General features: G+C 64.9%; 16 protein-coding genes. 7 read left to right on the top strand and 9 right to left on the bottom strand.

The window, feature by feature from the left end; genetic code table 11:
* Positions 1-14 precede the first annotated feature (14 nt).
* Positions 15-1,442 (top strand): amino acid permease, encoded by a 1,428-nt coding sequence (locus ROV93_RS15195; protein ID WP_061480423.1) that lies wholly within the window; start codon positions 15-17, stop codon positions 1,440-1,442.
* Between the two features lie 93 nt (positions 1,443-1,535).
* Here ROV93_RS15195 and ROV93_RS15190 read toward each other — a convergent pair whose 3' ends face one another.
* Both ROV93_RS15190 and ROV93_RS15185 read right to left on the bottom strand, forming a co-directional pair.
* Positions 1,536-2,777 carry a dipeptidase gene (locus tag ROV93_RS15190; RefSeq protein ID WP_088496509.1) on the bottom strand — a complete coding sequence of 414 codons (1,242 nt, stop codon included), beginning with the start codon at positions 2,775-2,777 and terminating at the stop codon, positions 1,536-1,538.
* A gap of 178 nt (positions 2,778-2,955) precedes the next feature.
* Positions 2,956-4,125, bottom strand: coding sequence for a class I SAM-dependent rRNA methyltransferase (locus ROV93_RS15185; protein WP_072168763.1), 1,170 nt, complete (start codon positions 4,123-4,125; stop codon positions 2,956-2,958).
* A 302-nt stretch (positions 4,126-4,427) separates the two neighbouring features.
* Between ROV93_RS15185 and ROV93_RS15180 the strand changes: the two genes are divergently transcribed.
* Positions 4,428-5,390 carry a TerC family protein gene (locus tag ROV93_RS15180; RefSeq protein WP_010487446.1) on the top strand — a complete coding sequence of 321 codons (963 nt, stop codon included), beginning with the start codon at positions 4,428-4,430 and terminating at the stop codon, positions 5,388-5,390.
* Positions 5,391-5,496: 106 nt separating this feature from the next.
* A complete protein-coding gene (locus ROV93_RS15175) occupies positions 5,497-6,267 on the top strand; it encodes a rhomboid family intramembrane serine protease (protein ID WP_065179045.1) in 771 nt (256 codons plus the stop codon).
* A 93-nt stretch (positions 6,268-6,360) separates the two neighbouring features.
* Here the strand turns inward: ROV93_RS15175 and ROV93_RS15170 are convergent, their stop codons facing one another.
* Positions 6,361-7,467: a glycerophosphodiester phosphodiesterase gene (locus ROV93_RS15170; RefSeq protein WP_072168764.1), complete on the bottom strand. Its 1,107-nt coding sequence runs from the start codon at positions 7,465-7,467 to the stop codon at positions 6,361-6,363.
* 207 nt (positions 7,468-7,674) lie between these two features.
* Here ROV93_RS15170 and ROV93_RS15165 point away from each other — a divergent pair, with 207 nt between their 5' ends.
* Positions 7,675-8,757: a beta family protein gene (locus ROV93_RS15165; RefSeq protein WP_072168765.1), complete on the top strand. Its 1,083-nt coding sequence runs from the start codon at positions 7,675-7,677 to the stop codon at positions 8,755-8,757.
* Here the strand turns inward: ROV93_RS15165 and ROV93_RS15160 are convergent.
* The 6 genes from ROV93_RS15160 to rpmH all read right to left on the bottom strand — a co-directional run bounded on the left by ROV93_RS15160 (position 8,705) and on the right by rpmH (position 15,890).
* The gene (locus tag ROV93_RS15160; protein WP_072168766.1) at positions 8,705-9,292 is read right to left on the bottom strand and encodes a sce7726 family protein; all 588 of its coding nucleotides are present in this window, start codon (positions 9,290-9,292) and stop codon (positions 8,705-8,707) included. The genes ROV93_RS15165 and ROV93_RS15160 overlap by 53 nt on opposite strands.
* A 104-nt stretch (positions 9,293-9,396) precedes the next feature.
* Positions 9,397-10,746: a tRNA uridine-5-carboxymethylaminomethyl(34) synthesis GTPase MnmE gene (gene mnmE / locus ROV93_RS15155; protein ID WP_072168767.1), complete on the bottom strand. Its 1,350-nt coding sequence runs from the start codon at positions 10,744-10,746 to the stop codon at positions 9,397-9,399.
* Positions 10,747-10,749: 3 nt separating this feature from the next.
* A complete protein-coding gene (locus ROV93_RS15150; protein ID WP_072168768.1) occupies positions 10,750-13,419 on the bottom strand; it encodes a polysaccharide deacetylase family protein in 2,670 nt (889 codons plus the stop codon).
* A 115-nt stretch (positions 13,420-13,534) separates the two neighbouring features.
* The gene (yidC, locus tag ROV93_RS15145) at positions 13,535-15,250 is read right to left on the bottom strand and encodes a membrane protein insertase YidC (RefSeq protein WP_072168769.1); all 1,716 of its coding nucleotides are present in this window, start codon (positions 15,248-15,250) and stop codon (positions 13,535-13,537) included.
* Positions 15,250-15,744 carry a ribonuclease P protein component gene (gene rnpA, locus ROV93_RS15140; RefSeq protein ID WP_072168770.1) on the bottom strand — a complete coding sequence of 165 codons (495 nt, stop codon included), beginning with the start codon at positions 15,742-15,744 and terminating at the stop codon, positions 15,250-15,252. Before rnpA ends, yidC begins: the two co-directional genes overlap by 1 nt.
* A gap of 5 nt (positions 15,745-15,749) precedes the next feature.
* Positions 15,750-15,890: a 50S ribosomal protein L34 gene (gene rpmH, locus ROV93_RS15135; protein ID WP_005411729.1), complete on the bottom strand. Its 141-nt coding sequence runs from the start codon at positions 15,888-15,890 to the stop codon at positions 15,750-15,752.
* A 256-nt stretch (positions 15,891-16,146) separates the two neighbouring features.
* Between rpmH and dnaA the strand changes: the two genes are divergently transcribed.
* From dnaA to recF, 3 genes are all read left to right on the top strand, one after another.
* Positions 16,147-17,478 (top strand): chromosomal replication initiator protein DnaA, encoded by a 1,332-nt coding sequence (gene dnaA / locus ROV93_RS15130; RefSeq protein WP_049417185.1) that lies wholly within the window; start codon positions 16,147-16,149, stop codon positions 17,476-17,478.
* 275 nt (positions 17,479-17,753) lie between these two features.
* Positions 17,754-18,854: a DNA polymerase III subunit beta gene (gene dnaN / locus ROV93_RS15125; protein ID WP_005411731.1), complete on the top strand. Its 1,101-nt coding sequence runs from the start codon at positions 17,754-17,756 to the stop codon at positions 18,852-18,854.
* Between the two features lie 990 nt (positions 18,855-19,844).
* On the top strand, positions 19,845-20,939 hold the full coding sequence (gene recF, locus ROV93_RS15120) for a DNA replication/repair protein RecF (RefSeq protein WP_072168771.1): 1,095 nt from the start codon (positions 19,845-19,847) through the stop codon (positions 20,937-20,939).
* Positions 20,940-20,979: the final 40 nt, after the last annotated feature.

Genomic DNA, 20,979 nt, shown 5'->3' with positions numbered 1-20,979 from the left:
CTTCCGAGGCCTGCATGTCCCTGTTCCGGCGCAAGTCCCTAGATTCCGTCACCGTCCACGAAGCCGGCAGGCGCCTGATCCCGACGCTCAGCTGGCCGCACCTGATCGCGCTGGGCATCGGCGCCATCGTCGGTACCGGCATCTACACGCTGATCGGCGTGGGTGCCAACCTGGCCGGCCCGGCCGTGCTGATCTCCTTCGCCATCGCCGGTGCGGTCTGCGCCTGCGCGGCGCTGTCCTACGCCGAGCTGTCGACGATGATGCCGGCCGCCGGCAGTGCCTACACCTACAGCTACAGCGCACTGGGCGAGGTGTTTGCCTGGGTGGTGGGCTGGAGCCTGATTCTGGAGTACTCGCTGGTGGTGAGTACGGTGGCGGTGGGCTGGTCCGGCTACTTCGTCGGCTTCCTCGAATGGGTCCACACCCAGTTCGGCTGGAACGTACACCTGCCGGCCTGGCTGGCAGCCGGCCCGCATGTGGAAGGCGGAATGATCAACCTGCCGGCGATCATCATCACCTGGCTGGTGGCCGGCATGCTGATGGCCGGCACCAAGGAGAGCGCCACCCTCAATGCCATCCTGGTGGTGTTCAAGCTGATCGCGCTGGCCATCTTCGTGGCCGTGGCCCTGCCCGCCTTCGACAGCGCCAACCTGCAGCCGTTCATGCCGTACGGCTTTGCCAAGTCGATGGGCCCCGATGGCGTCGAGCACGGCGTGATGGCGGCGGCAGCGATCATCTTCTTCGCCTTCTACGGCTTCGATGCAATCTCCACCGCCGCCGAGGAGACCAAGAACCCGGGCCGCGACCTGTCGATCGGCATCATCGGTTCGATGATCGGCTGCACCATCGTCTACGTGCTGGTGGCGCTGGCGGCAGTTGGTGCGATGAGCTACGCGGTGTTCGGCCACAGCGCCGAGCCGCTGGCGCTGATCATGCGCCAGCTGGGCCATCCGACCGCGGCAATGGTGATCGGCGTGATCGCGATCATCGCCCTGCCGACCGTGCTGCTGGCCTTCCTGTACGGCCAGAGCCGCATCTTCTTCGTGATGAGCCGCGATGGCCTGCTGCCGCGTGGCCTGTCCAAGGTCAACGCACGTACCGGCACGCCGGTGGCGACCACGTTGTTCACTGCGGTCGTGGTGTCGGCGCTGGCCGGCGTGGCGCGCCTGGACGAGATCGCGGCGCTGGCCAATGCCGGCACCCTGGCCGCGTTCACTGCAGTGGGTGTCTGCCTGGTGGTGCTGCGCCTGCGCGAGCCGAACCGCGAGCGCACCTTCCGCACGCCGGTGGCTTTCGTGGTCGGCCCGCTGGCCGCACTGGGCTGCATCTACCTGTTCATCAGCCTGCCGCACACCACTCAGCTGTACTTCCTGCTGTGGAACGTGGCCGGCCTGGTGTTGTACTTCCTGTACAGCCGCCGCCACGCACTGATCGCGAAGTAACCGGCTCGCCGGTAGTGCCGGCCGCTGGCCGGCACCTCGCATCCTGTCGATACGAGCAATGCCGGCCAGCCGCCGGCACTACCGCAGGGCGTTTCAACCGCCCTGCTTTGCGGCGTAATCCTGCGCCTGGCGCATCACCCGCAGCAGGTTGCCGCCCCAGATGCCGGCAATCTGCTTCTCGGTATAGCCCTTGCGCAGCAGCCACGCGGTGATCTTCGGCAGCTGGCTGACATCGGGCAGGTCACTCAGTCCGCCACCACCATCCCAGTCCAGGCCGATGCCCACATGTTCCGGGCCGACCACCGTGAGGATGTGCTCGAAGTGGGCGAAGAAGTCGTCCAGGCTGGCGTGGCGCACCGGGTGCTCGTGGTCCAGCGCCTGCTCGGCCTTCAGCAGCGCAACACCCTGCTCGATGCCCATGCCTTCCCAGCCGCCCAGCTGCTTGCTCAGCGCTTCCTCGGCCTGCTTGCGCTCGGGTGTCTTCGCCGTATCGATCAGGTAGCCGCCATAGGCGTTCACCTGGATCACGCCACCGGCCTTGGCCAGTTTGCGCAGGCGCGCATCGTCGAGATTGCGCGGATGGTCATAGACCGCCTTGGCCGAGCTGTGCGACAGCACGAACGGCACCGGCATCATTGCCAGCAGGTCGTCGAACACCGCGTCCGAGGCGTGTGACTGGTCGATCACGATGCCCAGCTTCACCGCCTGCCGCACCAGCTCCTTGCCGGCCGGGCTAAGCCCTTTCCATTCCGCGCCCTTGGGATCGGTGGCCGAATCGGCGAACTCGTTGTTGGCGAAGTGCACGGTGCTGAGCAGGCGCAGGCCGGCGCGGTGATAGAACGACAGCAGGCTGGGGTCGGCCACCAGCGGGCTGGCGTTTTCCATGCTGATGTAGACCACGCGCTTGCCGGCAGCCTTGATCCGCGCTGCGTCATCGGCGGTCAGCGCCAGCGCGAAGCGCTCGGGATTGGCCGCCAGCATCTCGCGGATCTGCATCAATCGCTGCAGCCCATGGTCACGCTCGGCCAGATGCGCGGCGGCGCTGCGGTCGCCCTGATCGGTGTAGATCGCCCAGAAGCCGCCGTCCAGCGCGCCTTCGACCATGCGTGGATAATCCACCTGCGAAAGGGCGTTGCGGTCGTGGCGTTGCTCGATGTCGAAACCGCTGCGACCAAAGTTGGCCGGCGTATCCAGGTGGCTGTCGAGGGTGACCAGGCGCTGCTGCAGCGCCTTGGCGCGGGCCAGCTCCTGCGCGCTGAACTCGATGGCGTGGACGGACAGCGGCGCGCACAGCGCCAGGGCGAGCACGACGGACAGGTGGCGCAACGAAGGCATGGGCTCTCACCGGCATGGGGAAGAGCCCGACCATAGCGCCGTGGCCGCGCATTGGGTAGCGCCGGGCCACGCCCCCTGAACAGCGGGGCGCCGTTTTCACGAACGCATCGCAATGCGCGGAAAGCTGACCGCCGGGCAGTGGACATGATTCATGCCCGGCGAACGCAGAAGCCGACCGTCAATCCACCACGCGGCAGAACACGGCCTTGAGGTAACGCGATTCCTGCACGTGGGCCATGAACGGATGGTCCGGACCAGCGCCGGCCACCTTCAGGATCTGGATCGTGCGGCCGGAGAAATAGGCCGCACGGCGCAGCATGTCGAGGAACTGGTCCTCGGCCACCAGGCCGGTGCAGGAGAAGGTGGCGAACAGGCCGCCCGGCTTGACCACGCCCAGCGCCAGCTTGTTCATGTCCAGGTACTTCTTCAGCGCGGTGATGACCTGGTCGCGGTCGCGGGTCATCTTCGCCGGGTCCAGGATCACCACGTCGTACTGCTCGCCACGGTTGGCGGCGTCGCGCAGCCACGGGAAGATGTCGGACTGGATGAACTTCGGACGCACGTTGTTCAGGCGCGAATTGCCCTTGGCGATCTGGATCACGTCCTCGTCGATGTCGATGCCGATCACTTCCGAAGCACCACGCGCCGCCGCGTACACGGCAAAACCGCCGGTGTTGCAGCACAGGTCGAGCACGCTCTTGCCTTCCACCTGCTGGCTCAGCCACTCGCGGTTCTCGCGCTGGTCGGCGAAGAAACCGGTCTTGTGCGCACCGGCCGGGTCGGCGCGGAACTTGATGCCGTACTCGGTGATCACCGACGCTTCGGTGGTGGTGTTGCCGTGGAAGTCGAAGCTTTCCTGCTTCTGCACGTGCTCGTCGGCGAAGCTGTGGAAGCGGCAGCCGGGGAACTGCTCGCGCAGCGCATCGTAGATCCATTCGCGGTGGCGGAACATGCCGGCGGCGAAGAACTCGACCACCACGAGGTCGCCGTAGCGGTCCACCACCAGGCCGGACAGGCCGTCGCCTTCACTGTGCACGACGCGCCAGGCATCGGACACCGTATCGAGCTTCAGCACCTCACGGCGCAGCGACACTGCCTGGGCGATCTTGCGCGAGAACCAGCCGGCATCCACCGGTACGTTCTGGTCGGTTTCAAGGATGCGCACGGCAATGCGCGAGTGCCCGTTGTAGAACCCGCGGCCAATGAACTCGCCATCGATGCCGACCACGTCGACGATGGAACCGGGCTTGGGCCGGACGGTCGGCTTCTCGACCAGTTTCTGGAAGATCCACGGGTGGCTGGAGCGCCACGCATTCTTGAGGCGGACAATCGGAAGGGGGGTATTCATCCACCCATTGTAAACCGGGCGCCGGGGTCGGATCCCCGCAGGGGCTCTGACCCCGGCAAACCGGCATTTGACGGCGGCGGGGCCAGACGGCAGAATCGGCGCCAGAAGGGGAGTAGCTCCCAGACGTTGTCGCCGTCATTTCGAGCCCGCAGGCTCCGGTGCAACGGTAGTTCCGGCCGACTGGAACTGCGAGCGAGACCTTCGCCGTACTGGCGAAGCTCTGTCCCTGGATCCCCTCCCGATCCTCCGTTGCAGATCCTCGCCGTCCGGCCTGGCATTCATCTTTCCAACGGACATTCCCAATGCAGACGATCGGTAACGTGTGGTTGTGGGGCGGCTTCGCAGCGGTGGTGGTCATCGCCCTGCTGGTCGACCTCGTGTTGATGCGCCATGGTGGACCGCACAAGGTCACCTTCAAGGAGGCCCTGTGGTGGTCCATCGGCTGGGTCGCGCTGGCCCTGCTGTTCAACGCCGGCCTCTGGTACTACCTGAATGAGACCGCCGGCCAGGTCGTGGCCAACAAGGTCGGCCTCGAGTTCCTGACCGGCTACCTGGTCGAGAAGGCGCTGGCGGTCGACAACATCTTTGTCTTCCTGATGATCATGAGCTACTTCGCGGTGCCGGAAGAGCAGCGCCAGAAGGTGCTGATCATCGGCATCCTGGGTGCGATCGTGCTGCGTACGATCATGATCTTCGCCGGTAGCGTGCTGATCAGCCAGTTCCATTGGCTGCTCTACGTGTTCGGCGCCTTCCTGCTGTTCACCGGCTGGAAGATGTGGTTCGCCGCCGGCCAGGAGCCGGACCTGGAGACCAATCCGGCCCTGCGCTGGATGCGCAAGCACCTGCGCCTGCTGCCGGACTACGCCGGCAACGCGCTGAGCGTGAAGCGTGATGGCGTGCGCTGGTTCACCCCGCTGTTCGCGGTGCTGATCCTGATTGCGGTCACCGACGTGATCTTCGCCGTGGACAGCATCCCGGCAATCTTCGCGATCACCACCGACCCGTTCATCGTGCTCACCTCCAACGTGTTCGCGGTGCTGGGCCTGCGCGCGATGTTCTTCCTGCTGGCCGGCATGGCCGACCGCTTCCACCTGCTGCCGTACGGCCTGGCGCTGGTACTGGGCTTCATCGGCATCAAGATGATGATCATCGATCTGTTCAAGATCCCGACCCCGGTCTCGCTGGGCGTGGTCGCGGTGATCATCGCCGCCACCGTGGTGCTGAGCCTGAAGTACCCGCCGAAGGAAGGCGAAGGCCAGGCCTGAGCCTGACCCGTTGAACGGTGCGGCCGGTGGGATTGTCCCGCCGGCCGCCTCCACTCTCCCGTTACGGTGGCCTTGGTTTCGCGCCAGTCACCGCCATTGCTGAGGTATGGACAACAACGCGCCCCTGCCCGCCGACGACGTGCCGGCCCCCCGCAATGATCGCTCGCGCATCCTGCGGGCGTTCAATGTCAGCCTGGCCGCCGTGCTGGTGCTGGTGGCCGTGTTCGCCCTGCAGGGCACGTTCGACTGGCGACCGTGGGCGGTCGCACCGCTGGAAGCCAAGGGCCTGCTCGGCCTGATCGGCGGCCCGATGCTGCATGCCTCGGTCGAGCACATCGCCGCCAACAGCATCGCGATCCTGATCCTCGGCACCCTCGCCGGCAGCGTGTATCCGAAGGCCACCGTACGTGCGCTGCCCCTGCTGTGGCTGGGTTCGGGCCTCGGCGCATGGATGCTGGGCAATCCGGGCAGCGTGCACCTGGGTGCCAGTGGCGTGACCCACGGCCTGATGTTCCTGCTGGCCAGCCTCGGCCTGCTGCGCCGCGACCGTGCGGCGATCGCCACCGGTCTGATCGGCATGCTGTTCTACGGCGGCATGCTGATGACCATCCTGCCGCACGCCGATGGTGTGTCCTGGCAGTCGCACATGGGCGGCGCCTTCGCCGGCATCATCGCCGCGCTGCTGTTCCGCAACGCCGACCCACTGCCGCCGCGCCAGCGCTACAGCTGGGAAGACGAAGAAGACGAGGCTGAGCCGCTGTCCGACGACGAACTGGAGCCGCCGTCACCGCAGCGCGTGCCGGTACTGTGGCAGCCGCGCGAGGGCCAGGACTACGTGGTGATCCCGTTCCGCCGCCCGGACGAACCGCGCGGTTGAGGTGAGGGTGGTACCGGCCGCTGGCCGGCAACCTCATGAACCTTCGTTGGCAGTCCTTGCGTTGCCGGCCAGCGGCCGGCACTACCAGGAGAATCAGTTCCCTGCCGCGCCCATCCCATCCACCGCCTGCCGGCCGAGCGCCGGGTCATCGGTGAAGAACGCATCGATGCCCGTCGCCAGGTAAGCCCGCATCTCGGCAATCGATCCCTCGGCATTGCGCGCGCTGTCGGCACCCTTGCGCAGGTTGCTGGGCTGGAAGTGGTTTTCCGGGCGGAAGGTGTACGGAATCACCATCAGGCCAGCGGCGTGCGCGTCACGTACCAGCGAGGTCGGCGTGCCCAGCGCCCCCTTGGCATCCAGTGGAATGATCGAACGCAGCTCGGGGCCGATACCATCGGCGTAGCCGGCAATGTCCTTCAGGCCGGCCGGGGTCATCATCTGCGCATAGGTCAGCGCGCCGCCGGCCTTGACGATGTCGGCCGGCTGGGTATCGCCCTTCCACAGCAGCTGCAGCAGCCGGATGTTGCTGCCCTGGCCGATCCTGCCGCGCAGGTAGCGCAGGTTGGCGGTCTCGAACGACTGGATGGTGACCGGCCCGACATTGGTGTACGCGTTGCCACGCAACGCAGCCAGCAACTTGTCCTCCATCGGCAGGCCGATGGACTGGAAGTAGGTCGGGTGCTTGATCTCCGGCACCAGGCCGATGCCGCGGTTGGCACGCCCGGCCTGCTGCACCAGGAAGGCCAGGATCTCGTCCAGGCTGGCGATGCGGAACTGGCCGTCGTAGGCAGTACTGCGCAGCTCCGGCAGGCGCTCACGCGCGTACAGGGTCTTCAGCTCGGCCAGGGTGAAGTCTTCGGTGAACCAGCCGTCGACCTTCTGACCGTCGATCACCTTGCTCGTGCGGCGGCTGGCGAACTCCGGATGCGAGGCGACGTCGGTGGTCCCGCCGATCTCGTTCTCGTGGCGGGCCACCATCACCCCGTCCCTGGTCATCACCAGGTCCGGTTCGATGTAGTCGGCGCCATCGGCGATCGCCTGCGCGTACGACGCCAGGGTGTGCTCGGGCAGCAGTGCGCTTGCGCCGCGATGACCATAGACCGACACCTTGGGTGCGGCCGGGGCGGAGGATTCAGCACTCATGGCCACCGATGGTGCCACGGCCAGCGACAACAGCAACGCACAACCCCACGACTTCACTGCGACTTCCCCCAAGCGGTATGTGATGGCTGTCAGTATGCGGCGGCAATATGACAGGTGGGGGAAGGGGGGGGGAGCGGATGCCGGCAGGGGCTCCGATCTGACCGCCGCCACTCTTCAAACAATTCTGATTGAAGCGCTGTAAGGCCCGCGACTAGCCTCGAATGACCAAAAGCGGGTTGTCAGGGGCAGATCATGGAACAACCGATGTACATGCCGATCCTCAAATGGCGACAGGGTGAGTATCTCGCGGTGGGTCGTACCAACGAAGGAATCAAGGATGGGATCTATCCTCTGTTCGAGATCCCTATCGAGCAGTGGGACTTCGAGAACGATGCGCCGGCCAAGTCACTCGATGACCACCTGAAGAATGTGGGCAGACGTCTGAGCAGTAACTGGAAGTCGCGCCGCTGCCTGTTTGATTCGCCCTATCTTGCTGGGGACGACACCATGGCGGACGGCCAGCATCATCTGGAGCGGATCTTCGACCTCATTCGCACCGCGGGATGCCAGGCCATTCCCGTTACCGGCATTGACCGGCACGTCGATTACCAACAGGCGGTGGCACGCATTGTCGCACGCGATGATCGTGGCTGCGGATTGCGGCTCGTACCGGATGATCTTGAAGGAGGACGCCTTGCTCGGATCTCCGGGCTGCTGAGACTGTTGGGAGTGGTATCTGGTCAGGTGGATCTGATCCTCGACAGCTCGGCCGACGTCGCCGACTCACCCACGCTGCAGGCATCGACTTGGCAGGCATGGATTGCGGCGGTTCCGGATCTGGCCGACTGGAGATCAATCACCATCGTAGGAGGCAGTTTTCCTGCCAGTCTGAGCCCCTCTTCGAGCTATCGCCCACATGGCGATGTGAATCGCCGGGAATGGCGCGCGTACACGCGGCTAGCCGGCATGCATTCTGGACGGATGCCGTGGTTTGGTGACTATGGCTGCGCTTCCCCGCAGACGGAACTGATGGATCCGCGCCTGTTCGACCCCAACGCCAAGATCAAGTACACGATCGATGATCAGTGGCGGATTGTTGTGGGTACCCAGATCAAGCGCAATGGCCGCGACCAGTACCGTGATCTGTGCAGGCACCTGGTCTCCGATCTGCCGGTGGTCTTCATGGGGCGCGGCTACAGCTGGGGCGATGCGTACATCGAAGACTGCGCAAACAGTGTCACCAGTACCGGGGGAAGCTCGACCTGGCCAACGGTGGCGACCAACCACCATATGACTAAGGTTGTTCGCGACCTCGCCAGTCTGACCGGCGCTTCAACTGTTCCCTGACCAGCGCACGGATTTCCGCAAGACTGTAGAGCTCCGACAGACGTTCACATAGCGCTGCGCGGTTGCCGCGCAGCGCTGATCTTTCCGGCGTCCGCCTGCCGATCAGAGCAGAAATTTCATCGCGCCAGAGCAGTGCTGCGACGGCCGTCGCGCTCACTGATGGATTGAGTTTTGCAGGCCGCACTAGTTCTAGCCTCACTGCGTTGCGCGCTCCACGTGATGCCAGCCTGATCCCCCACCAAGCAGGCAACGTCTCCAATGCATGGTCCAGGTGGCGCTGACCCACCACGATCGTCGCCTTGTCGAGGACATCGGAGTAGAACTGCTGCTGCAACGGGAGTCTCCGCAGCGTGTCGACATCACTCTTGATCTCGTAGCCGTGCAGGTGGCCATTGATGACACATACATCGACACGGCAGGCGCCGCGCGCAAGCCCCATTTCCTCCACCACAAGCGTGTTTGGATTTGCGACATGCTCAGCAATGACCTTGCCCAGCAGAGCTGATCGCACGTCACTGTCGGTAATCGGGTTCATGGCGGGATGATATCAAGGAGGTGTCGCGCACAGGTTTGAAACCCATTGCCGCCAGTCATGGGCAAGCTAGACGATCAGAGCGTCTTCGGGGATGTGACCCCGTGTTACTTGCCGATGCAGAAACTGGAGAAGATCCTTCCCAGCAGATCATCGGCACTCATCTGCCCGGTGATCTCGCCCAGTGCGTCATGGGCCAGCCGCAGTTCCTCGGCGGCCAGTTCCAGGTGCTCATTCGCCAGCTCGCCATCGGCGCGCTGCGCGTGTTCCTGCGCTCGCTCGATGGCATGCACATGGCGCGTGCGCGCGGAGAACTCGCCGTCCACCTGCTCCCCTGCCCCGCCCGAGGCAATCGAACGCAGGCGCGCATGCAGGTCGTCCAGCCCGGCGCCGGTGGCTGCCGAAACGAACACGCGGTCCGGGTCGTCCAGCGCCGGCAGCACACCGAGCAGGTCCGACTTGTTGTGGATGTAGATCTTGTGCGGCACCGCTGCCACGGCATCACCCAGCGCCGCCTGCCCGGCCGCCGGATCGCGCGCATCCAGCACGATCAGCGCCAGGTCGGTGCGCTCGATTTCCACGTGCGCGCGGCGCATGCCTTCGCGTTCGATGGCATCGCCGCCGTCGCGCAGGCCGGCGGTGTCGACCAGGGTCAGCTCCAGGCCATCCAGGCGGATGGTCTCGCGCAGCGTGTCGCGGGTGGTGCCGGCGATGTCGGTAACGATGGCGCGTTCGCTGCCGGCCAGGGCGTTCAGCAGTGAGCTCTTGCCGGCATTCGGCGGACCGATCAGCACGGCATGCAGGCCATCGCGCAGGCGGCGGCCACGTTCGGCGTCGCGGCGCAGCAGGGCGAGATCACTGCGCGCCTGTTCCAGGCCACGCCGCACCTGCGCGCCACCGAGGGTATCCAGCGGTTCGTCGGCGAAGTCGATGGCCGCTTCCACGTGGATGCGCAGCAGCACCAGTTGCTCGATCACGGCGTCGATGCGCCGCGAGAACACACCATCCAGCGAACGTCGCGCGGCGCGTGCGGCGCGGTTGTCGCCGGCCGCGATCAGGTCGGCGATGGCCTCGGCCTGGGCCAGGTCGAGCTTGCCGTTGAGGAACGCGCGTTCGCTGAACTCGCCCGGCCGCGCCTGGCGCGCACCGAGCGCGATGCAGCGCGCGACCAGTTGCTGCAGCAGGACCGGACTGCCGTGGCCCTGCAGTTCCACCACCTCTTCGCCGGTGAAGCTGTTCGGTGCCGGGAACCACAGCACGATGCCATCGTCGATGACCTCGCCATCGGCGTCGCGCAGGCGTGCGTAGTGCGCATGGCGCGGGCGCAGTTCAGGCGCACCCAACGCGTTGGCGATGGCCGCGGCGCGCGGACCGGACAGGCGCAGCAGGCCGACACCGCCAGCGCCCGGAGCGCTGGCAATGGCCACGATGGTGTCGGTGCGGATCGTGTCGTTCATGGTTCAGAGTTTCTCCAGCTGCGCGCGTGCCTGCGCGGCACCACTGCCCTGCGGCTGCAGCGCCAGGTAGGTCGTGTAGGCCCGCTTCGCCTTGGCCTTGTCGCCGGCGTTGAAGTAGGCATCGCCCAGGTTGAGATAGGCCACCGCACGCGACGGATCGATCTTCAGCGTGTTCTCCAGCCAGCGCGCCGCTTCGACGTAGCGCTGCTGGCGGTAGTAGACGAAGCCGAGGTTGTTGGCGGCCTGGGCGAAGTCCGGACGCAGCTTCAGTGCCTCGGTGAACTGGGCTACCGCTTCGTCGTACTGCTTCTCGCGGTACAGCTGCAGGCCGCGGTCGTTGGCCTGCTGCGCGCGCTGGCGGTCGGACGCCGGGCCGGCGGAGGGCACTACCAGCTTGGCCTTGCCGCCCTGCAGGTCAGCCACCGTCACCGGTGCCTGGCTGCCCTTGGCCTCGCTGGCGGCATCCACCTTGTTGTTCAGCGCGATCGCATCGGCGGTCAGCTGGCGCGTATCGGCATTGAGGAATTCCTGGCTGTCCGGCACCTGGAACACGAACTCGCCGCCCTGCGAACCCGGCAGGCTGCCGAAGGCCGGGGTCTGGTGCGAAACGGCTGAGACGGCCGGCGCCACGTAGGCGGCCAGCTCGGTACCGGTGATCAGGCCATCGCCGTTGAGATCGCCCTTGCCAGCCAGCGCCTGCAGCAGCACCCAGGTGAATACCGAGTGGCCATTCGGGCCGGCATCGGCCACCTGCTGGTCGGCACCACCGGCGGTCAGCATCTGCCGCGCGCTGCGACGCGCGTTCTCGCGCAGGAACGACGACGACGACGGGCCGCCACGGGTCAGGCCTAGGCCGCTGTAGCAGGCATCCATCACGAACATCACATGCTTGGCCTGCATGCTTTCTGCAATGTTCTGGATGTCGGTCATCGCAATCGCGTCGGTGGCGAATTCCTTCGGATCCGAATCGACCGGGATGATGTAGCCGAGGTCGCGCCCGGAGGCGAGCTGGCGGGTCGCGCCATGGCCAGCGAAGAATACGAACACGCGGTCGTTCTTCCCGGTGCGGTCATCGGCCAGGCGGTCGTGGAACGCGGCCAGGATGTTGTTGCGGGTGGCCTGCTCGTTCTTCAGCACGATCACCTGCGAGGACGGGAAGCCGAACTGCCCGGTGAGGGTATCGGCCACCGCCTGCGCGTCATGGCTGGCGTATTCCAGCTTCGGCCATTTGGCGTAGTTGTCGATGCCGACCACGATCGCCCACGACTTCTCGTAGCCGGTGGTGACGGTCGCGGCACCGGTATCGCCCTTGCGCACACGGGCGACAGTGAAGTCGCGGCCGTTCCAGCCGGCGAACTGGTAGCCATCGGCGATCAGCCGGTCGAGGATCTGCGGCAGTGCCTTCACTGCACGATCGTGGATATCGTGGAACAGGATGATGCCGCGCTGTTCCTTGTTCACCTGGTCCAGCACGCGCTGCACGATCGACTCTGGCACCGGGTCGGCCCAGTCCATCGAGTCGATGTTCCACATGATCGACTTCAGCCCGGCCTCGTTGAGCAGCTGCAGGCCTTCGGCATTGCGCGCACCATACGGGAAGCGGAACAGCGGCGCGCGCTTGCTGTCGACATCCTTCAGCAGCGTGTCGGTGTCCAGCACCTGCTGGCGCAGGGCGTCGCCGGTGGTGCGCGACAGCTGGGCGTGGGTCAGGCTGTGGTTGCCCACCGCATAGCCTTCTTCCATCAGGTTGCGGCTGATCTTCGCCATCGGGCCGAGGCTGACCTTGCCATCGGCCTCGACCTTGCCCAGGTTGCGGCCCACCTCGAAGAACACGCCCGGCACGTCGTAGCGCTTGAGGATGGCCACCACTTCATCGGTGTAGGCCTTGTGCGGGCCATCGTCGAAGGTCAGCACCACCGTCTTGGCCGGCAGGTCGCGGCCGAAGATCTCACGGTCGCTGTCCTTCATCGACATCGGATACGGCTCGATCACCCCGTAGTCGCGCAGGATCGCTTCACGGCTGTAGTCCTTGTGCAGGTGGGCGATGTAGTCGTCCCACTTCTCGCGCTTCAGTTCGATGGCGCGGGTGCGCTCGAAGCGGCTGAAGATTCGGGTCAGTTCCTGGTTGTAGTTGCGCTCGATCTCATCGAGCGCTTCCAGATCCTCACCGATGCGCTGGTGCAGCTTCACCGCCGGGAGCGAGGAATCGGTGCCGACCCGCTCATGCAGGTCACGCAGCACTTCACGGAAGGCCAGGCGATCGGCGTCGAACAGTTCGGGCGCAGACTCGATGTAGTCCAGCACCGTGCCGAGGGTGGCAAAGCGCTGCGGGCTGGAATCGCGCAGCAGGGTGTCGAACAGCGCGGCGATGGTCGTGCGCTGTTCCAGGCCATCATGGAACAGCTGCTGGCCCACACGCGTGGAGGTGCCGCGGTCGGCGGTCGACTGCTGCTCCTCGTCGGCCAGCAGCACGATGATCCGGCGGTAGCCATCGAGTTGCTTCTGCAGCGCGGCCATCAACGGCGCGGCGGCCGGATCGGCAGCGGCGGCGGCCTGCGCGCTGGGCTGGGTGACCGTGCTCGCCGGCACCTTCGCGTCCTTGTCGCCACAGCCCGCTACGGCCAGGGTCAACAGCAGCGAGGGCAGGAACAGGCGGAACGACGACGCACGCATGGCGGACTCGAAGATGGGAGGAACGGTATGCAGGCGATTCTAACGCCGCATGCGAAAAGCCCGCCTTGCGGCGGGCTTCTACTGGGGTCGGCCGGCCAGTGGCCGGCTCTGCCGATTACTTCTTCTTGACCGGGGCCGGAGCGGTGGTGGCCGGGACCGGCTCGCCGCCATGGCGCTTGGTCATCCACCACTGCTGCAGCAGGCCCAGGCCGCCGTTGACCACCCAGTACAGGACCAGGCCGGACGGCATGAAGGCCATCATGACGCCGAACACCAGCGGCATGAACTGCATCATCTTCTGCTGCATCGGGTCCATGCCCGGTGCCGGGGTCAGCTTCTGGGTGAACCACATCACCGCCACGTTGATCACCGGCAGGATGAAGTACGGGTCGCGTGCAGTGAGGTCCTGGATCCAGCCGAACCAGGGCGCCTGGCGCAGTTCGACCGATTCCACCAGCACCCAGTACAGAGCGAAGAAGATCGGCATCTGGATGAGGATCGGCAGGCAGCCGCCCATCGGATTGATCTTTTCCTTCTTGTACAGCTCCATCATCGCGGTCTGGAACTTCTGGCGGTCATCGCCATAGCGTTCCTTCAGCTGCGCGATGCGCGGCTGGAAGCGACGCATCTTGGCACCGCTCTTGTACTGGGTCGCCGACAGCGGGTACAGCACCAGCTTCAGCAGCACCACCAGGCCGACGATCGCCCAGCCCCAGTTGCCGACCAGCTTGTGCACCTGGTTCAGCACCCAGAACAGGCCCTGGCCGATCACCGCCATCATCGAGAAGCGGCTGTAGTCGACCACGCGGTCCAGGCCCGGCACGTCTTCCTTGGCAATCAGGTTGACCAGCTTCGGGCCGACCCACAGGCGGGCTTCGGTGCTGGTGGACTGGCCCGGGGCCACGGTGAAGGCCGGGCCACGCGCTTCGATCAGGTCACGACCGGCCACCTGCGACAGTACGTAGTGTGCGGTCTGGTCCTTCTGCGGGATCCAGGCGGTGAAGAAGTGGTGCTGCAGCATCGCCAGCCAGCCGCCGGTGATGTTCTGGTTGAGCGTGCCGTCTTCCAGGTAGTCCTTGAACGCACGACGCTGGTACTTCTTGTCGTTGTCGTACCAGGTGGCACCGTTGAAGCTGAAGGAGTCCGGGTTGGTCATGCTCCGCGACAGGATGGTCGGGGTGCGGTCCAGGGTGCGGTAGACGTAGCCGTTCCACGGCGCGGCGCCGGCATTGCTGACTTCGTCCTTGAAGCGCACGGCATACTCGTTGCGCGAGACGGTCAGGGTGCGCTTGATGGTCACGCCGTTGTCGGCGGTCCACACGAACGGGATCTGCAGCTCGTTCTGGCCCTTGGCCAGCACGAAGTCCTTGGTGTCACCGACCAGCTTGAAGCCGTCGGCGCCGGGAACCGGGGTGTTCTTGTCTTCGCTGGCCCAGCCACTGATCGCGCTGTACGGATGCGCGGGGTCTTCGGTCAGCAGGCGAACCGGCGGGCTGCCTTCGTCCTTGGTCTGCGGGAACTGCAGCAGCTCGGCGTCGAGCACGCGGCCACCATCAAGCACCAGGCGCAGCACGTCGGTGGTGACGGTCACGCGCTGGCTGGCCGGGGTGGCACTGGCCTGCGCCTGCACAGCGGCCTGGCCCGGGGCGCCCGGGACCTGTGCACTGGGAATGCTGCCCGAGGCAGCGCCCGGAACACTCTGTGCGGCAGCCGGGGCCGACGTGGTCGTCGGTGGCGGGGTCGGAGCAGCCTTTTCACGGCTCCACTCCATCCACAGCAGCACGGCCACCATCAGCCAGGCAAAAATGAGGAATACGCGGGTCTGGTTCATCAGCGGACAGGCTCGGCGGGGCCGGGACGCGATGCCGGCTCGGTCAAAGAAGGAGTTGCGATGCCATCAGGCGGCGGCATTGTGCCGTCCACGCCCGGCGCGGGCAATGCACGCAGGCGACGCAGCAGGCGCAGGAAGGCCTGGCGGATCTCGTCGTTGCTGGCGGAACGCGCAGCACTACGGGCCACGACGACGAAGTCGCCTGGCTGGATATCGGTACGTGTCTGACGCAGGATGTCGCGCAGGACGCGCTTGATCCGGTTACGCCCAACGGCGTTCGGATCGACCTTGCGGGAAACCGCCAGACCCAGCCTGGCCGGCCGGTCAGCCGGCAGCCAGTGCAGGGTCATCAGCGGATCGGACACACGGCGGGCGCCGTTGAAGACCGTTGAGTATTCGGCACGCGTGCGAACCCGCGCAGAGCGAGGGAATCGCTTGCGCGGGTCTGCAGTATTCACTGTCGAAGGGATTGCGTCTGCCGCAGGGTGCGGCATGGCAATCAGGCGCTCAGGACTTTGCGGCCCTTGGCGCGGCGACGCGACAGGATCTTGCGGCCGTCAGCGGTCTTCATACGGGCACGGAAGCCGTGGTCGCGCTTACGCTTGAGGTTGCTGGGCTGGTAGGTGCGCTTCGTGGCCATTGGGGGCCTCTCGTATGAATGGGACGGAAAGAACCGGAAATTCTAGAGAGGTCTCCCCCCTCACGTCAACCCCTGGGGACTACGCGAATTCACCGGGCTGTGCAATAGCTGTGGATGTTTTTGTGAATAAGTAGGGGACAAGCATTCCGAAGGCGGGCGCTCGGTGGTAGTCTGAGCCATCCATTTCCCCCCCTTTCCGGCCTGTGTTTGGGCGCCTTGTCGCGTCCATGCCCCGGCCACCGGACGATTATTGCTGATGGATGCCTGGTCCCGTAGTCTCGAGCGCCTCGAAGCGGAGTTCCCGCCGGAAGACGTTCATACCTGGTTGAAGCCGCTGCAGGCCGATCTGCGCGTGGACAGCCTGGTGCTGTATGCACCGAATGCCTTCATCGTCGACCAGGTCCGCGAGCTGTACCTGGCCCGGATCCGCGAACTGCTGGCTCACTTCGCCGGTTTCAGCGACGTTTTTCTTGAAATCGGCTCGCGCCCGCGCCCCGTGGAGGCGCAGAACGCGCCGGTTTCCACGTCGTCGGCGCCTGTGTCCAGCGAACCGCAGGTGCCGTTTGCCGGCAATCTGGACAATCACTACACCTTCGCCAACTTCGTCGAAGGGCGCAGCAACCAGCTGGGCCTGGCCGCTGCCTTCCAGGCAGCGCAGAAGCCGGGCGACCGGGCCCACAACCCGCTGCTGCTGTACGGAGGCACCGGCCTGGGCAAGACCCACCTGATGTTCGCCGCCGGCAACGCGATGCGCCAGGCCAATCCAGGCGCGAAGGTGCTGTACCTGCGTTCGGAACAGTTCTTCAGCGCCATGATCCGGGCCCTGCAGGAAAAGACCATGGATCAGTTCAAGCGCCAGTTCCAGCAGGTGGACGCGCTGTTGATCGATGACATCCAGTTCTTCGCCGGCAAGGACCGCACGCAGGAAGAGTTCTTCCACACCTTCAACGCGTTGTTCGATGGCAAGCAGCAGATCATCCTGACCTGCGACCGCTATCCGCGCGAGGTCGAAGGCCTGGAAGCGCGCCTGAAGTCGCGGCTTGCCTGGGGCCTGTCGGTCGCGATCGAACCGCCGGACTTTGAGACCCGCGCCGCGATCGTGCTGGCCAAGGCGCGCGAACGCGGTGCCGAGATTCCCGATGATGTTGCGTTCCTGATCGCCAAGAAGATGCGCTCCAACGTGCGCGACCTCGAGGGCGCGCTCAATACCCTGACCGCCCGCGCCAACTTCACCGGCCGCGCGATCACCACCGAATTCGCTCAGGAAACCCTGCGCGACCTGCTGCGCGCCCAGCAACAGGCGATCAGCATTCCCAACATCCAGAAAACCGTTGCCGACTACTACGGCCTGCAGATCAAGGATCTGCTGTCGAAGCGTCGGACCCGCTCGCTCGCTCGCCCCCGTCAGGTCGCCATGGCCCTGACCAAGGAACTGACCGAGCACAGCCTGCCCGAGATCGGCGACGCCTTTGCCGGTCGCGATCACACCACGGTGCTGCATGCCTGCCGCCAGATCCGGACCCTGATGGAAACCGACGGCAAGCTCCGCGAAGACTGGGACAAGCTGATCCGGAAGCTGAGCGAATGATGCACGGATGCCGATGAGGCGTCATCGCACAAAACGGTGCAGAATCCGGTAGCAAGCGCGGGACACGTTGTGGATAAAAATGGCGTCTGAAATCCCGTCGAATTTATCCACAGCTTTCCCCACCCCTTGGGGGTCGGTAATACAGAGGGTTTCGATGTCTGAAACTCCTTTATTTACAAAGACTTAGCATTGTTTTCCAGCGATTCTGTCTCTACCAGCACCACCAAGCTTTTGATTTATTCCACATTTTTTAAAGCATAGGGGCACGGAACCACATGCGTTTCACACTGCAGCGCGAAGCCTTTCTCAAGCCGTTGGCACAGGTCGTCAACGTGGTCGAACGCCGCCAGACCCTTCCGGTTCTGGCCAATTTCCTGGTCCAGGTGCAGAACGGCCAGCTGTCGCTGACCGGTACCGACCTGGAAGTGGAGATGGTGTCGCGGATCGCGGTTGAAGATGCCCAGGACGGTGAAACCACCATTCCCGCCCGCAAGCTGTTCGAGATCATCCGCGCCCTGCCCGATGGCAGCCGGATCACCGTCTCGCAGACCGGAGACAAGATCACCGTGCAGGCCGGTCGTAGCCGCTTCACCTTGGCAACCCTGCCCTCCAATGACTTCCCGTCGGTTGACGAAGTGGAAGCCACTGAGCGAGTGGCCATCGGCGAAGCGACCCTGAAGGAGCTCATCGAGCGCACCGCGTTCGCGATGGCGCAGCAGGACGTGCGCTATTACCTCAATGGCCTGCTGTTCGATCTGCGCGGTGACGCCCTACGTACCGTTGCCACCGACGGCCACCGCCTGGCGCTGTGTGAAACCGACCTGGCCAAGCCTAGCGGTTCCAAGCGCCAGATCATCGTGCCGCGCAAGGGCGTGACCGAGCTGCAGCGCCTGCTGGAAAGCGGTGATCGCGAGATCGAGCTGGAAGTCGGCCGCAGCCACGTCCGCGTCAAGCGCGACGATGTCACCTTCACCTCCAAGCTGATCGACGGCCGCTTCCCGGATTACGAAGCGGTGATTCCGATCGGTGCCGACCGTGAAGTGAAGGTTGATCGTGAAGCGCTGCGCGCCTCGCTGCAGCGCGCTGCGATCCTGTCCAACGAGAAGTACCGCGGCATCCGCGTGGAAGTGTCGCCGGGCAACCTGAAGATCAGCGCGCACAACCCGGAGCAGGAGGAAGCCCAGGAAGAGATCGAAGCCGATACCACGGTCAGCGATCTCGCCATCGGCTTCAACGTGAACTACCTGCTGGATGCCCTCTCCGCCCTGCGCGATGAGGAAGTCATCATCCAGCTGCGCGACTCCAACTCCTCGGCGCTGGTGCGTGAGTCAAGCAGCGAGAAGTCGCGCCACGTGGTCATGCCGCTGCGTCTCTGACATCAGCCCGGTTCCACGTGGAACATAACGACGCCCGGGAAGCTCCCGGGCGTTTTTTTTTGCACGTTCCACGTGGATCATCGGGCCGACCCTTTCCAGCGTGTATTTCGGACGGAACGCATCTTCCTTGATGGACCCGGTTGCGTGCGCTTTGCTGCCCAGGCCCAACTACCGACGGGACGTTGAGTCGATGCCAGGGACTGCTTCCGAATCAAGTTTGATCGGGGCCGGTACCTGGAGTCTCAACGCGGTTGCTATGGGCCTGGCCTGGTCGGATGCCGAAGCGCATCCACGCTGCGGCGACAGTGCTCGCTGTTTCTGAAATCCTCTCTGTCCACAGGACTCATTCGGGGCAGATCGAGCCAAGCCTAGCTTCTAAATCTGGGTATAAATCTAAAGCATGGTGGTGATGGTAGAGCCAGATTTCGTGGAGAAATGTGTTATCTACATGATTTAAAAGGAATTTATGCGGGTGAAACCCCCTGTATAGAGGCGCCTCAGGCTGGGGGGGAACCTGTGGATAGTTTCCAGACCCAAGCAAAAGGGCTTTTTTATCCACAGATTGCCCATACCTTGTGTATAAGTCATACCGACCCGCTGTGGACAGCGTGAAACGAATGGGCCGGATTCTTTGAAATCTGTGGAACCTCCCAGGGCATCGGATCTCAGATTTGGAGGAATCCGGGCCCCCGCCCGCTCACCCGGCCGGGCAAGCGCTCATCAAACACCTGCGGCAGTGGTCCTGAAATCGTTGAAATCTGGCGGGCCACGCCCCGCAACCCTGTGCAGAATTGAAGGAATTTCAGCTGCGTTCGGAGCTGGAAACGGGCATGCCGGTGAACCGGCGCCACGTGGAACCCGCGATCAGTTGGTGCGCGGGAGCTTCTGCTCCGCGTCGATGCGGGTGCAGCACGTCCGGCTTGACCGATGCAGTAAGCTGATGGATTCCCTGTCCCTCTACCGCCTCGAGCGGATGGTCGTTCGCGCCCCATGCTTATCCGCCGCCTCGCCTTGCACCAACTGCGTCGCTTCAGTGCGGTGGATCTCTTGCCCCAGCCGGGGCTGAACCTGCTCACTGGCGACAACGGTGCCGGCAAGACCAGCGTGCTGGAGGCCCTGCATCTGATGGCCTATGGCCGCAGCTTCCGCGGCCGGGTCCGCGATGGACTGGTACGCCAGGGCCAGGAGGCGCTGGAGATCTTCGTGGAATGGGACGAGCAGCGTGCCGATCACGCGCCGCATCGCCGAAAGGCCGGCCTGCGCCACAGTGGCCAGGACTGGAAGGGGCGATTGGACGGTGAAGACGTGGCTCAGCTCGGCAACCTCTGCGCAGCGCTGGCGGTGGTGACGTTCGAGCCCGGCAGCCATGCGCTGGTCAGCGGCGGTGGCGAGCCCCGCCGTCGCTTCCTGGATTGGGGCTTGTTCCACGTGGAACCTGATTTCCTGTCCTTGTGGCGCCGCTATTCAAGGGCGCTGAAGCAGCGCAACGCCCTGCTCAAGCAGGGCGGCCCGTCGCGGATGCTGGACACCTGGGATCACGAGTTGGCTGAGGCCGGAGAGCCCCTTACCAGTCGTCGCCAGCACTACCTTGAGCGGCTGCAGCAGCGTGCCGTGGCGCTGGCGGCCAGTTTGGCACCGCAACTCGGTATCCAGGCACTGCAACTCAGTCCGGGCTGGCGTCGGCATGAGCTTCCCCTGGCAGATGCTCTGCTTCTGGCCCGGGATCGTGACCGCCAGGCCGGCTACACCTCGGTTGGGCCGCACCGGGCGGACTGGAGCGTGGATTTCCACAGCATTCCTGGTCGCGATGCACTGTCACGCGGTCAGGCCAAGCTCACCGCATTGGCGTGCCTGATGGCGCAGGCTGAGGACTATGCAGAACAGCGCGGCGAATGGCCGGTGATCGCACTGGACGATCTGGCCTCCGAACTGGATCGTACCCACCAGGCGCGGGTATTGGAGCGTCTGCTCACCGGCCCGGCGCAGATCTTCGTCACTGCTACTGAACCTCCGGTGGCCCTGCAGGGCCTGACCCAGATCGCCCGGTTCCACGTGGAACATGCACAGATCGTGGCTGTGCCATAGTGGGCACATCAGGGCCACTCGACCCCGGCTGGTATAATTC

The sequence above is a fragment of the Stenotrophomonas maltophilia group sp. msm4 genome, assembly GCF_032025605.1.
Classification (GTDB): Bacteria; Pseudomonadota; Gammaproteobacteria; order Xanthomonadales; family Xanthomonadaceae; genus Stenotrophomonas; species Stenotrophomonas sepilia.
The sequence above is the reverse complement of the archived record's forward strand: the minus strand, read 5'-3'. Positions and strand labels throughout refer to the sequence as shown.